Raw genomic sequence first — 13,490 nt, 5'->3', positions numbered from 1 at the left:
GCTAACGCTCCTCGCACCTCAGGGAGCGAAGTGGCGCGGACACCAACACTCCTCGCACCTCAGGGAGCGAAGTGGCACTCCATGCACAGGGAGCCGGATCAGGCGCAGATCAGCCGGTCACCTCGTCGACGTCGTCCAGGTCTGCCGTCGATGCGCCGGTGATGAAGTCGAGGACCCTGGGGTACTCGGGCGCGGTCGAGGTCACCACCGAGCCGTGGTTGCCGCCCGGGAGCAGCACCGCGGTGGCCTCGCCGCCCCGCTTCACGACGGCATCGACGTATCTGGTCGAGTTGACCGACGAGACCATGCGGTCGCCGGTGTTGTGCACGGCGACCACCGGGGTCGACGGATCGATGTTCTGGATGGGGTCGACCATCGCGTACCGCTCCGGGACCTGACGCGGAGTGCCGCCGAGGGCGGTGACGATGCGATCGTCGCCATGCGTTGCGGCATAGACCATGTCGAGAGGACCGGCGAGCGACACCACACGCGTGGGCCGGAACACCGGGCGCGCACCGACCTCGTCGTCCTCCAACTTGTGGCGGGTCCCGCCCCACACGGCGAGCTGGGCACCGGCGCTGTGTCCGACGACGAGTTCGTCGTCGGTGGTGATCTGCGGGAACTGCTTGTCCACCACCGAGACATGGTCGAGTGCGCTCGCGACGTCGCGGAACGTCGTCGGCCAGCCGCCGCCCGAGCCGACGCGGCGGTACTCGACGTTGTAGACCGCCATGCCGCGTTCGGCGAGATCACGCGCGAGCGGTTCGAAGATGTCCGCGCCCAGCGCACTCTGCCAGGCGCCGCCGTGGATAAGGACGACCAGCGGGATCGAGTCGACCCGCTGTTCCCCCGCCGGGAGATACAGCTCGGCCCAGTTCTGATCGCTGTCGGCGTCGCCGGGCGTCGGGTACTCGAAACGGTGGATGGTGCCCTCGTCGAGGTACTCGGGCTCGTCGGTGGTGGTCGACGTCCGGGTGTCCACGGGGCCCGAGGCCAAGGGGTCGTCAGCGGTGCACGCCGACAGGCCCAGACCTGCGGCGAGCGCGATACCCAGAATGCGAAGTGGGACAGGCGACCAGCGGTATCGCCGCGGTTCTGTCGAGATCAACGAAGGCAACAATTCTGTGCCTGCCTTTCCGGCCACGAGGCCACCATGCATTCTGCCGAATAGAGTAAAGCGGAAGTAAAGGCGGGGGTGTCCAATTGGCGATCAGGCGCGGAAAGCGAACGACCACTCTGCCGATCGTCGTAGCCGTTCTTTCCATGTTGGTCGTCGGTTGTGCGACGTCGGCGAATTCGGCTGTTCCCGAACCGATACCGAACGTCAGCACCACATTGTCGCCGGCCCCACCCCCACCGCCGACGCGCCTGGCGTCGAATGTCCCGATGAAGCGGCTGGCACCGGGCGAGAAGCCGCCGCAGTTCATCCTGTTCTCGTTTGACGGGGTCGGCGTGTCGAAGAACTGGGATCTGTTCTTGCGCGCCGCAGCCGAGTCCGATGCGAGATTCACCGCGATGATGACCGGGCTCTATTTCCTCACCGACGCCAAGAAGCGTCACTACCGCGGCCCCGGCTACCAACCCGGTGAAGCAGCGATCGCGTTCGGTGGATCCAAGAAGGACGTGATCGAGGAGATCACCTACCTCAACCGAACCTGGTACAAAGGCCACGAGATGGCCACCCATTTCGTCGGCCATTTCTGCGCAGGCACAAAGAATCCGGGCAAATCGTGGACCAGTGCCTAATGGCGTCATGAACTGGCGCAGTTCTTTCGGCTCATGACCCAGTGGCGTCAACTCAACGGCATCCGCACCGGCCCCGACCTCGCCTTCGGACCCGAAGCCGTGAACGGCACTCGGACACAGTGTCTCGAGGGGTCGATGAAGGCACTCTTCCCCGCGTTGCGCGCCTTCGACATGATGTGGGACTCCTCGATGCCGGCATCGCGGCCGGGTGTCTACTGGCCGACGAAGATCAACGGCATCTGGGAGTTCCCGGTCCCCTAGGTGTGGTCGCCCGCGCTCCAGCAACGGCAGACCGCGCTCGACTACAACTTCTGGTACAGCGTCAACAAGGCGACCGACCGCCCCGCGGACCGCAAGCGCATCGCCAAGGTCGTCACGAGCACCTACGACTACATGCTGCGCCGCGCCTACGAGGGCAACCGCGCGCCCCTGGTGATCGCCAACCACCTGAACACCTGGAACGCCAACGCCTTCAACCCGACGACCGCCGCCTTCATGCGTCGCGCATGCACCAGGCCGGACGTCATCTGCGCCACCCACCAGGACGTCATCGCCTGGATGGAGTTGCAGGACCCCGCCGTCTTGAACAAGTGGCGGTCGATGGCCCCCGTCGCCGTCGACGCACATCGCTAGAACGCTTCCCCCGCCGGCTCACCCGACGGTGGGATCACCTGATCGACAGCGGCACCGACGTCGTCGACCCGCCGGCGCGCACCGTGGCGGACAACGGGTTCCAGCCGGTCCAGATGTTGACCGGGATGTCGGCCTTCGCACCCGGGCGCAGGGTGATCGGCGTGCTGGTGACCGCGTTGCGGTCGATGAAGGTGTCGCTGCGTTCGACGGCGACCTGGAACTTCTGCGCACGCCCCTCGCTGTGCACGCTCACCCCGGTCGGCGTCGCGCCAACGGAGACCGACGACCCTGGCCCGATCACGAGCTGGGAGGTGTCGGTGGACACCGAGCGCAGTGAATCCTCGGTCGCCACCTCGAACTCCGCGGACGTCGGAGCAGACGAGGTCACCCGCACCGCATGACGCGCCGGGTCGATGTCCAGGGCAGCGACAGCACCGGACGGCACCTCGAGATCACCGACCGCGACCGCGCCGCCGGCGCTCAGGATGGTCGTGTTGATGTCGGCGGTTCGTCCCGCCTCAACACCGTCGACGACGATGCGGAACCGCTTGCCGGCCGGCACGGTGAATCGTGCGGTGTTGTCGTTGTTGAGCAGGAGCTGCTGCTCGACACCGGGAATCGGCTTCCCGGACAGATCGGTGACCCGGACGTCCCAGTCGACGTCACCCACGCCTCGGGCGGTGCCGTTGGTGTCGCTGACCACGACGACGGTGTCATCGGAGCGAAGGTCCGGATCCTGATGACGCGCCAGCGCCTCGGCCAGCGGCACGAGCACCATCTTGTTCTTCGGCGAGCCTTGGTACAGCATGGTCGGCTCCGACGGGTTCGTCGCAGTCGAGTAGTACCAGGTGTCCGCGGCGGGGTCGACCACCACCATCTTCTCGACGCCCGGGAAATTGTTGTCGTAGACCACGATTCCGCGCTTGCCGCCACCGAGATCACGGAGCGCGACAGGGGTGATCGCATGCCCGGTCGTCGGCTCCTCGCTGTCGAAGATGGCGAGGATGTAGTTGTCGTTCCGCGCCCACGCGGTGCGCAGCTTCGACAACGCCTGCGGCACTGTGACCGCGGAGGCCGCGAGGTCCGTGGGAGGGAAGCCCTGGGTGATGAACAACCGGGCGATCAACTCGTCGAGCGGTCCCGACGCCTGCATGCTGTAGACGCTCTGCCCCGGCAGCGCCAGCGGGAACTGGCTCAGCCGCTTCGTGTTGTACAGGCCTGCCAGCGCCGCCATGCCGTAGCAATGACCGCCCCTCATCGACGCGTTGAATTCCGCCATCACGAGTTCGGCGACGGTGGTCGGCGAGCAGATCCCGAGCACGATGCGGGCGCACACCTCGTCGCCGAAGACCGCGCGCATGCCGTCGATGGTCAGGCCTCGGCGGTGCAATGCGTCGTTGTCTCCCCAGTTCTCGAAGGAGAAGCCGTCGCGTTTGACGTCGAAGCCGGAGTGCGCGACGACCTTGCCTGCCTTCGGATTCACGACGGGGGCGGCACCGGCGGTGTCGGCTCCCGCAGTGAGGAATGCCGCCGCAGCGGCGGCAGCGAGCCCCGCCGCCGAAAAACGGACTGACCAGCGAGAACGAGACCCGGTGTTGAGCATTGCAAAACAGTAGCGGACAAATCGGGCTCAACGACCTCTTCCGCCCGATATCGGCTGACCAGACGATCAAGATGTCACGGATTTGCCCAGCCGTACGAGAGTTCGGTCAGCAGGCTCGACGGGCGAGCGTTCGACGAGCGATCCGCGCGACCGCCTCGTCGATGAGCCGCCCGGCGCTGTCGGTGGCTGCGGCACCACCCGCAACGTCGAACGCTGCGAGTACATCCTGCGCCGAGGCGATCTCGGCGTCGGTCGGTGCCATCCCCGCGCGAGCCGGTTCGATCTGACGCGGGTGGATACATGCGCGACCGAGGAACCCGAGTCCGGTCAGCTGTCTGGTCTCCATTCGAAACGATTCGGGTTCGTCGATCACCGGCGACGCGGCCCCGAGCGGAGGCCGGATGCGAGCCGCGGCCGAGGCAGCGACCACTTGCGAACGCGCCCAGAGAAGTTCGTTCCCGACAACCGCTGTCACTCCGAGATCTGCGGCGAGGTCGACCTCGCCGATCTGGAGGAACTCCACCCGTGGTCCGGCAGCGATCGCCGCCGCGTTGCACAGTCCGGCACCGGTCTCGATGAGCGGCGAGACGGGGGTCCGCGGACGGCCCGACTGTCGTTCGAGGTCGGTCAACAGCCGATCGACGCGCTCGAGAGTCGCAACATCCTCACATTTCGGCAACCAGACGCCGTCGGCACCGGCCTGGACCGCCGTGGCGAGGTCATCGATCAACTCGGACCCGGGATTCACCCGAACCCACACCGGCACTGCGGAGTCACGGTCTGCGAGCCATGAACCCGCCGCGATGCGTGCGGCGTCCTTGTCCGCGACGGGAACCGCGTCCTCGAGGTCCAGCACGACGGCATCGGCTCCCGAGGCGGCGGCCTTGTCGAATCGCTCCGGCCGGTCGCCGGGGACATAGAGGTAGATCAGCTCGCCGGTGATCGAACCCGCGGTCATCCGACGGTGACGCTGCCGTTGACGAGGGCCTTGGCGATGACCGTCCTCATGATGTCGTTCGTCCCCTCGCCGATCGACATCAGCGGGGCATCCCGGTAGTAGCGCTCGACGTTGAACTCGGTCGAGTAGCCGTATCCACCGTGGATCCGCATCGCCTCGAGACTCGCGGTGATCGCCGTCTCCGATGCGAAGTACTTGGCCATGCCGGCTTCACCGTCGACGCGGGCGCCCGAGTCTGCTTTCGCGGCAGCCCAATACGTCATCAGGCGGGCCGCCTGCAGCTGGGTGGCGATGTCGGCCAGCTTGAGCTGGATCGCCTGGAAGTCCGAGATCGGTTTGCCGAAGGCGGTGCGCTGCCGCGAGTAGTCGAGCGCCGCATCGTACGACGCCTGCGCGATACCGACGCTGCGCCCGGCGATGTTGAGCCGGCCGATCTCCAACCCGGACAACGCCTGCTGCATGCCGCGTCCCTCCACCCCGCCGAGCAACGTGGATGCGGGCACCCGCACCTCGTCGAGGAAGATCTCGCAGGACTCGGTGCCCTTGTAACCGAGCTTGCCCAGATCGCGTTGGACCTCGAAGCCGGAAGTGGTGGTGTCGACGAGCAGGATGCTCATCCCCTTGTGCGCGGGCGACGTCGACGGGTCGGTCTTGACCAGTACCGGCAGCACATTTGCGTGACGCGCGTTGGTGATCCAGGTCTTGGTGCCGCGGATGACGTAGTCGTCGCCATCGCGCGTGGCGGTCGTCTTGATGCCCTGCAGGTCGGTCCCGGCACCCGGTTCGGTGAGGCCGATGCCGGTACGGCATTCGCCACTCGCCAAGCGGGGCAGCCACTGCTGCTTCTGTTCTTCGGTGCCGTGCCGGGCGATCATCCAGCACGCCAGGTTGTGACTGCCGAGGATGCCGGCGATCCCCATCCAACCGCGCGCGAGTTCTTCGTATACGAGGGTGAACGAGACCATGTCGAGCGCGAGCCCGCCGTACTCCTCGGGGGTGGTGATCCCGAACAAGCCCATGTCGCGCAAACGAGCGACGATCTCGGTGGGATAGCGACCCGTGCGTTCCCATTCGTTGGCGACCGGGATGATCTCCTTGTCGACCAACTGCCGGAGCGCCGAGCGGAAGTCGCGCTGTTCTTCGGTGAAGCTGAAATCCATTGGATGATCCTTGCTCTGGGTGTGTGTGTCGACCCTCCGGCGCATCTGCGGACCGGCGATCGGTGATGACGAGTTTCTACGTCGACGGTCAGCCGACGACGGCGGCCGCGAGCGAGGTGATCGCCTTGACGGACGTGGCGTCGCACAGTCCGAGGACGGCTTCGACCAGTGCGTCCACCGCGTCGCCTGCACCGGTGTTGCCCCGGAACTTCTCCGCCACCGCCGCATCGTCCATCGGTTGGCCCGAAGTCCCTCGGCTGCAGGGAACCTCGCCGACGACTCGGGTGGAGTCGGCGAGGGTGATGACCGCCCGACCGGCAGCGTCGGCGGCCGGACGGTCATCGGGCACGGGGACGATCTCGACGAGTGCGGCGGTGGTCGCCACCTCGGGACGGGCGATCGACTCTGCTCCGTAGGTGTCGACGGTGACCGCACCGTCGTGGACGAGAGCGGCGACGCTCCACGGCAGGTCGAACTTCGCGTCGTAGACGCTTCGGGGACTGCGGGTGCCGGTTCCCGGCCCGCACACGATGTCCACGCTGTCGGGGTGGACGTCGACGGCGATGGAGGTGATCTGCGACGACGACACCTCGACACCATGTCGCTCAGCATCGGCCAGCGCACGGGCCACCGCGTCGAGCGAGGCATGCATGAGTTGGCAGCTTGGGTACGGCTTGATCCCGATGTTCGAGCTCTCCCAACGGGTTCCGAGGTCCGCGACGATCGATTCGGGATCGACGGCGCGGTCGGCCAGCGCGCGATACAGCCCGCGCCGACCCTCCAGCACCGATTCGGGTCCGCTCGCACCTTCGCGCGCGAGACGCGCGGCGAGAACCCCGCTGAACCCCGCGTTGCCCGGGTGCAGGATCTTGGTGTTCGCCCCGGTGTCGAGGAACTCCAGCAGTCCGCCCGACGACGATGCGGCGATGCCGATCGCATCGGTGAGGCGGTCCGCCCCTTCGCCGTAGAGCAATCCCGCGGCGACCGCCCCCGCGAGCGGGCCGACGACCGCGGTCGCGTGGAGGCCGCGGGCATGGAATCCGTGGGGTGCGGCGGCACCGAGACGACAGGCGACCTCGAGCCCGGCGACCAGAGCGGTGACGGCCTCGGCACCCGAGGCTCCGACCTCCTCGGCAACCGCGAGAACAGCCGGGGCGACGACGGTCGTGGGGTGTACGAGAGCACCGGCGTGGGTGTCGTCGAAGTCGAGCGCATGCATCAGGACGCCGTTGGCAAAGGCCGCGGCAGGAGCCGAGATGGCCTCGGAGTCACCGAGCGGGTGTGCCTGTGCCGGACCGCCGAGTCCGCGGGCCACGGCCAGCCCGGGGCCGCCCTGACCGCGGCGCCGGGCACCGATCGCATTCCCGACGCCGTCGAGCAGATGACGGAGCGCCGCGCGACGCGTCTCCTCGGGGATCGCTTCGATTGTCAGGCCGGCGGCCCACTCCGCGAGTCGGCGGGCGGTCATGGCGTCGCCTGCCCGATCGCCCCGAACGCACCGTCGTCGACCAGGCCCTTGATGTCCTCAGTGCTGTAACCGAGCAATCCCATCACCTCGTCGAAATTCTCGTTGCGGCGCGGTGCCCGACGATACTCGGCCGGTTCGTCACCGAACCGGACCGGCGAGGTGACCTGGCGTACCTCGCCCCACACCTCGTGCTCGGTGCTGGCGATCAGGCCGCGCGCCAGGGTGTGCTCCTCGGTCAGCGCCTGCTCGACGTCGTTGATCGGGCCGGTGGGAACCCCGGCCTCGGTCAGGAGCGAGACCCAGTGCTCGACCGTCGCCTCGGCGAACCGCTTCTCCAGCACGGGCAGCAGTTCGTCCTTGTTCTCTCCACGGGCGGTGAAGTCGGTGAACCGCGGGTCCTCGAGCAGCTCGGGCAACCCGATGGTCTCGGCCAATCGCACCCAGAACTTCTCCTTGGCGCAGCCGACGACGAACCAACCGTCGGAGGCTTCGAAGGCCTGGAAGGGCACCAGAGACGGGTGCGCCGAGTTCTTGGTGCGTGCCGGCCGGTATCCGGCGTTGAGGTGCCAGGCAGCCGGGTAGGTGAGCATCGAGATCGCGGTGTCGTAGAGCGACACGTCGCAGTCGCCGCCGATACCGTCACGTCGCGCGGCGTGCAGGCCGGACATCAGACTGAGTGCCGCGACGTACCCGCCGCAGAAATCGACAAGGGACAGACCGGATTTGGTGGGTGGTCGGTCGGGGTCACCGGTCAGGTCCATCCATCCGGCCAGGCCCTGCAGGATGTAGTCGTACCCGGGTTGTTTCGCACGCGGACCGGTCATGCCGAATCCGGTGAGGCTGCAGCACACGATGGCGGGATTGAGGTGTTTGAGGTCGTCGTAGGTGATCTTGATCTTCGCCGGCACGTCGCCGCGCAGGTTCGAGTACACCGCGTCGCTGGTTCGCACGAGATCTTCGAAAACCCTGCGGCCGCCCGGTGTACCGAGATCGAGCGACAGGCTGCGCTTGTTGCGGTTGAAGGTCTCGAAGAACAGCGAGTCCTCACCCTTGTTGTACGGCGGGACATACCGTCCGACGTCGCCGCCGGACTTCGGTTCCTCGATCTTGATCACGTCGGCGCCCAGATCGGCGAGGTGCACGCTGCCGAACGGCCCCGCACCGTATTGCTCGACCGCGATGATGCGGACGTCTTCGAGCGGCCTCACCGCGTGGCCTCGATCGAATCGGACTCGGCCGCTTCGAGTTCGGCGAGGGAAGGCCCCTTGACCTCCGGGAAGTAGTTCTGCCCGATTCCGCTCTCGCGGGTGGCGACCATGACCGAACGCTTCCAGGACACAACGACATCGCCGTCCTGGTTCACCCCACGGGTGGTCATCGACACGATGCCGGCGTACGGCCGCGACTTCGACTGCCGCAGACCGGTACAGATGCTCTCGGCGTAGATGGTGTCGCCGACATAGACGGGATGCTGGAGCCTGACGTCGGTGAACTGCAGGTTCGCGACCGCGTTCTGGCTCATGTCGATGACCGAGAGTCCGAGCACCAACGCAATGGTCAGACCCGAGTTCACGATCACCTTGCCGTCGGTGATCGGATTCGTCCGGGCGAGGTGCTCGTTGAAGTGGTTCTGGTTGGTGTTCATCGTCAGGCACGTGATCCACGCGTTGTCGGTGTCGGTGATCGTGCGGCCCATCGGGTGCTGGTAGACGTCGCCCACGACGTAGTCCTCGAAGAAACGTCCGAGCGTGGCGGGATGGGTGGTCAATGGTCCTCCTGAGGGGTGCGGCGTCCCGAAGATGTAGCGCCGTGACGCGGACCACCATAAACATCTGATCTTTTGACCGTCAAGGCCGCGCCGCTCCTGGATGTTTGACGAATTTCGTCTCGAGGGTTGCCGAAACAATCGGAGGTATTGCAAGATGCACTCGAGCGGACTTATGGCTCAGATCACTTCTGTCACCGGCTGATCGCATCGATCCGGCGGCGGCGTGACGGCTTTGGAATAGGAAGCGAGTTTCGATGAAACGAATCGGCGTGGATGTGGGCGGCACGTTCACCGACCTGGTCCTGTGGGACGACGACGGGACGGTGACGGTGCACAAGACGCCGTCGACCAACCACGATCCCTCGATCGGCACGATGGACGGGATCGAGGTGCTCGCCCAGCGCGCAGGCATCGACGTCGCCGACATCGAGATGTTCTTCCACGGGACCACCGTGGCGACCAACATCGTCCTCGAGCACAACGGCAGCGACGTCGGCATGATCACCACCGACGGGTTCCGCGATCTCCTGCACATCGCGCGCAAGAAGCGTCCGCTGAACTACTCCAACTACCAGGATCTGCCCTGGCAGAAGTGGCAGCTGGTGCCGCGCCGCAACCGGCGCACGGTGCCGGAACGCATGGACGCCGCAGGCAACGTGCTGACCCCGCTCGACGAGGACGCGGTCCGGCGTGAGGTCGCGCTGCTCCGCGAACGCGGGGTCGAGGCGATCGCCGTCGCGTTCCTGCACGCCTACCGGAATCCCACCCATGAGCAGCGGGTCCGGGAGATCATCGCCGAGGAGTACCCCGGCGTGTTCATCTCCCTCTCGAGCGACGTCGCCTCGCAGTACCGCGAGTACGAACGCTTCTCCACCACCGCCCTCAACGCCTTCGTCGGCCCCAAGACCTCCCGCTACATCGAGAACCTGGCCGGGAAGGCCAAGGCCGCACAGGTCGGCGAGGACGTACACCTGATGACCTCGGCCGGAGGTCTCGTCACGTCGCGGAGCGCGAGTGAGGTCCCGGTATCGCTGCTGACCAGCGGTGTCGTCGCCGGACTTCTCGGCGGCTGCTTCATCGGGAAGGCCTCGGGCTACCCGAGCGTCATCACCCTCGACGTGGGCGGCACCTCGGCCGACATCGGCGTCGCACCGGACGGCAAGCTCCGGATGAAGCACCTGCTCGACACCCGCATCGGTGACTATCACGCGATGGTCCCGATGGCCGAGGTCGACACGATCGGCGCCGGCGGCGGATCGATCGCCAGCATCGACGAGGGCGGCATGTTCCGCGTCGGACCGCGCAGCGCCGGCGCCATGCCGGGACCCGCCTGCTACAACCGCGGCGGCACCGAACCCACCTCCACCGACGCCATGGTGGTCATGGGATGGCTCGGAGCCGACAGCTTCCTGTCCGGAACCATGGAGGTGAAGCCCGAGCTGGCGACCGAGGCGGTCAAGACCCACATCGCCGACAAACTCGGTGCCGATCTCGAACATGCCGCGATGGGCATCTTCCAGATTCTCGCCCACTCGATGACCGAGGCCATCTCCCTGCACTCGGTGCGCAAGGGCTACGACCCGCGTGAGTTCTCGCTGGTCGCCGAGGGTGGCGCCGGGCCGCTGTACGCATGGCAGATCGCCGAGCATCTGGGTATCCCCCGCGTCATCGTCCCCGGCCATCCCGGGATCACCTCGGCGGTCGGCCTGCTGACCACCGACGTGCGGTACGAGGTCCCCACCACGGTCTGGACCTCCTCGGCCGAGCCCGATCTCGAACTGCTTCGACGCGAGATGGACCGACTCGCCGACCAGGCCGTCGCCCAGCTACGCGCCGACGGCATCGCCGACGAGGACATCACCCTCGAGCGCAGCGTCGACTGCCGTTACGTCGGACAGGGTTACGAGTTGCGCGTGCCTGCACCCGCCGGCGAGATCACCGCCGAATGGGTCGAGCAGACCGCGGCCACCTTCCACGAGGTGCACGGTCGCACCTACTCCCAGCGCTTCGACGACAAGCCGGTGCAGCTGGTCAACATCCGGGTGACCGGTGTCGGCGCGGTCGAGCACATCCGCATCTCGGAGATCGAGAAGGGCGACGCCGACGCGTCGGGAGCGATCAAGACCACCACCCAGGCGCTGTTCTGGAAGAACGACTCCGCCGATCCCGAGTGGGTCGACACCCCGATCTACGACCGCGCATTGTTCAAGGCGGGCAACACGTTCGAAGGTCCGGCGATCGTTCAGCAGTTCGATTCGACGACGATCGTCGGCATCGGGCAGAAGGCCACGGTCGACGCCGTCGGTCACATCATCATCGAGAGGAGCGCCTGACATGGCGAAGACCCTGATGCCCACAGACGGCGTCTCCCTTGCGGCCGAGGTGAATCGGACCTGGGACACCGTCGAGGTGGACCCGATCACCCTGCGCGTCATCGGCGGCGCCCTCAACTCGATGGCCAAGGAGATGGCGCAGGTCCTCTACCGCATGGCCTACTCGAGCCTGATCCGCGAATCCGAGGACCTCGGCGCCGGCATCTTCGACGTCAACGGTCGCGAACTGTGCGAATCGGATTCGACGCCGATGCACTGCGGTTCGATTCCCGCGTACATCCGCGGCGTGAACCGGCGTCTCGCCGGCACCTACAAGCCGGGTGACGTGATCCTGCACAACCACCCGTACCACGGTGCGGCCCACTCCCCCGACTACGGCGTGATCATCCCGATCTTCTGGGAGGGCGAGCACATCGGGTTCGCCGGCTGCACCGGTCACGTCTCCGACATCGGCGGCAACTTCCCCGGCTTGTGCATGGACGTCGTCGACGTCTGGGCCGAGGGCAAGCTGATGGACTCGATGAAGATCTACGACGGCGGCGTCCGCAACGACATGCTGATCCAGCACATCCTGGACAACGTGCGCACCCCGGAACAGAACCGCGGCGATCTCGAAGCCCTCATCGCCTGCTCGCGTATCGGCGAGAAGCGCTTCATCGAACTGCTCGAGAAGTACGGCCTCGACGTCGTGATGAGCGCCGCGGACCGGTGGATGGACTACTCGGAGGAGATGCTGCGCAGCCGCATCCGGGCGATCCCGAACGGGAGCTACGAGGCACCCATCGGCTACCTCGACGACGACGGCAAGAACCGCGGTGTGCCGTTGAAGGTCGCGGTGCGCGTGCAGGTCGAGGACGAGGACGTGCTGATCGACCTCACCGGTTCCAACGACCAGGTGCCCACGGCGTTCAACGTGCCCTTCGAGGGTTCCGTCCTCCCGGTGGCCGTCAGCGCCATCCGCACCATCCTGCTCGACGAGCACCTCACCGAGGAATTCGTACCGCAGAACGACGGGTGCTTCCGCCCGGTGCGGGCCTACGCGCCCGAGGGCACGATCTTCAACCCGGATTTCCCGGCGTCGTGCTTCGCTCGGTTCTCCCAGGTCAACCGCATCTTCGACTCGATCAACCTGGCCCTTGCACCGGTCCTGCCCGAACGGGCGATCGCCGGGTCGTCGGCCGCGCTGTGCGCGATCGCCTACTCCGGTCTCGCCGAGGACGGCGAATCATCTGGGTGTACATCGAGATCAACGAGGGTTCGTACGGCGCACGCAACGGAAAGGACGGCATGGATGCCGTCGACGCCCTGATGGCCAACACCCGCAACAATCCGATCGAGGAGCTCGAGCTCAACCACGCCATGCGCGCGGAACGCTACGAGCTCCGCGACGAGTCCCCGGCCCCCGGGCAGTGGCGAGGCGGCATCGGAAGCGTGCGGACCTGGTACATGGAGACCGACACCTTCCTGGGCTCGGAGGCCGACAACCGCACGGATCCGCCGGCCGGCGCGCTCGGCGGCGGCGACGGCGCGTCGGGATCGTTCATCCGGAACCCCGGCACCCCGGACGAGGAGGTGCTGTTCTCCAAGGTCACCCAGGAGGTCATCCACGCCGGTGACCGACTGGAGATCCGCATGCCCTCGGGTGGCGGTTTCGGAGATCCGTTCCTGCGTGATCCGTTCGCGGTGCTGTCCGACGTGTGGGACGAGTACCTCACCGCCGAGGAAGCACGTCAGGACTACGGTGTCGTCGTGAACACCGACAACTGGACCGTCGACGCAGAAGCAACCGAGCAGCTGCGCGGATCCCGGGTGGCATCCTGA

General features: G+C 66.7%; 13 protein-coding genes. 6 read left to right on the top strand and 7 right to left on the bottom strand.

Features of this window, described 5'->3' with window-relative positions; genetic code table 11:
• Window positions 1–109: 109 nt before the first annotated feature.
• On the bottom strand, window positions 110–997 hold the full coding sequence (locus M1L58_RS08770) for an alpha/beta hydrolase family protein (protein ID WP_248658591.1): 888 nt from the start codon (window positions 995–997) through the stop codon (window positions 110–112).
• Window positions 998–1,386: 389 nt separating this feature from the next.
• Here M1L58_RS08770 and M1L58_RS23470 point away from each other — a divergent pair, with 389 nt between their 5' ends.
• The 3 genes from M1L58_RS23470 to M1L58_RS23460 are packed head-to-tail and all read left to right on the top strand — an operon-like array spanning window position 1,387 to window position 2,379.
• Window positions 1,387–1,746 (top strand): hypothetical protein, encoded by a 360-nt coding sequence (locus tag M1L58_RS23470; protein WP_308221800.1) that lies wholly within the window; start codon window positions 1,387–1,389, stop codon window positions 1,744–1,746.
• A 33-nt stretch (window positions 1,747–1,779) separates the two neighbouring features.
• Complete coding sequence (locus tag M1L58_RS23465; protein ID WP_308221799.1) at window positions 1,780–2,007, top strand: hypothetical protein; 228 nt, start codon at window positions 1,780–1,782, stop codon at window positions 2,005–2,007.
• Entirely contained in the window at window positions 2,008–2,379 is a 372-nt protein-coding gene (locus tag M1L58_RS23460) for a hypothetical protein (RefSeq protein WP_308221798.1), read from the top strand.
• A gap of 34 nt (window positions 2,380–2,413) precedes the next feature.
• Here M1L58_RS23460 and M1L58_RS08760 read toward each other — a convergent pair whose 3' ends face one another.
• From M1L58_RS08760 to M1L58_RS08735, 6 genes are all read right to left on the bottom strand, one after another.
• Window positions 2,414–3,982 (bottom strand): hypothetical protein, encoded by a 1,569-nt coding sequence (locus tag M1L58_RS08760; protein WP_248658582.1) that lies wholly within the window; start codon window positions 3,980–3,982, stop codon window positions 2,414–2,416.
• 106 nt (window positions 3,983–4,088) lie between these two features.
• Window positions 4,089–4,940 carry an HpcH/HpaI aldolase/citrate lyase family protein gene (locus M1L58_RS08755; RefSeq protein WP_248658581.1) on the bottom strand — a complete coding sequence of 284 codons (852 nt, stop codon included), beginning with the start codon at window positions 4,938–4,940 and terminating at the stop codon, window positions 4,089–4,091.
• Window positions 4,937–6,100 (bottom strand): acyl-CoA dehydrogenase family protein, encoded by a 1,164-nt coding sequence (locus M1L58_RS08750; protein ID WP_248658580.1) that lies wholly within the window; start codon window positions 6,098–6,100, stop codon window positions 4,937–4,939. Before M1L58_RS08750 ends, M1L58_RS08755 begins: the two co-directional genes overlap by 4 nt.
• Before the next feature lie 88 nt (window positions 6,101–6,188).
• Entirely contained in the window at window positions 6,189–7,568 is a 1,380-nt protein-coding gene (locus tag M1L58_RS08745; RefSeq protein ID WP_248658579.1) for an MmgE/PrpD family protein, read from the bottom strand.
• Window positions 7,565–8,776, bottom strand: a complete 1,212-nt coding sequence (locus M1L58_RS08740; protein WP_248658578.1) for a CaiB/BaiF CoA transferase family protein — start codon at window positions 8,774–8,776, stop codon at window positions 7,565–7,567. The genes M1L58_RS08745 and M1L58_RS08740 overlap by 4 nt, the downstream gene beginning before the upstream one ends.
• Window positions 8,773–9,336 (bottom strand): MaoC family dehydratase, encoded by a 564-nt coding sequence (locus M1L58_RS08735; protein ID WP_006868423.1) that lies wholly within the window; start codon window positions 9,334–9,336, stop codon window positions 8,773–8,775. Before M1L58_RS08735 ends, M1L58_RS08740 begins: the two co-directional genes overlap by 4 nt.
• Before the next feature lie 254 nt (window positions 9,337–9,590).
• On the opposite strand from M1L58_RS08735, the gene M1L58_RS08730 reads away from it, so the two are divergent.
• From M1L58_RS08730 to M1L58_RS08720, 3 genes are read left to right on the top strand one after another with little or no spacing between them, the layout of a single operon-like run.
• The gene (locus M1L58_RS08730; RefSeq protein WP_006360563.1) at window positions 9,591–11,669 is read left to right on the top strand and encodes a hydantoinase/oxoprolinase family protein; all 2,079 of its coding nucleotides are present in this window, start codon (window positions 9,591–9,593) and stop codon (window positions 11,667–11,669) included.
• A 1-nt stretch (window position 11,670) separates the two neighbouring features.
• Window positions 11,671–12,978, top strand: coding sequence for a hydantoinase B/oxoprolinase family protein (locus M1L58_RS08725; protein ID WP_248658577.1), 1,308 nt, complete (start codon window positions 11,671–11,673; stop codon window positions 12,976–12,978).
• Window positions 12,903–13,490, top strand: coding sequence for a hydantoinase B/oxoprolinase family protein (locus M1L58_RS08720; protein WP_248658576.1), 588 nt, complete (start codon window positions 12,903–12,905; stop codon window positions 13,488–13,490). The genes M1L58_RS08725 and M1L58_RS08720 overlap by 76 nt, the downstream gene beginning before the upstream one ends.

This window comes from Gordonia sp. C13 (assembly GCF_023218005.1).
Lineage (GTDB): Bacteria > Actinomycetota > Actinomycetes > Mycobacteriales > Mycobacteriaceae > Gordonia > Gordonia namibiensis.
This window is presented reverse-complemented; position numbering and strand designations above follow the sequence as displayed.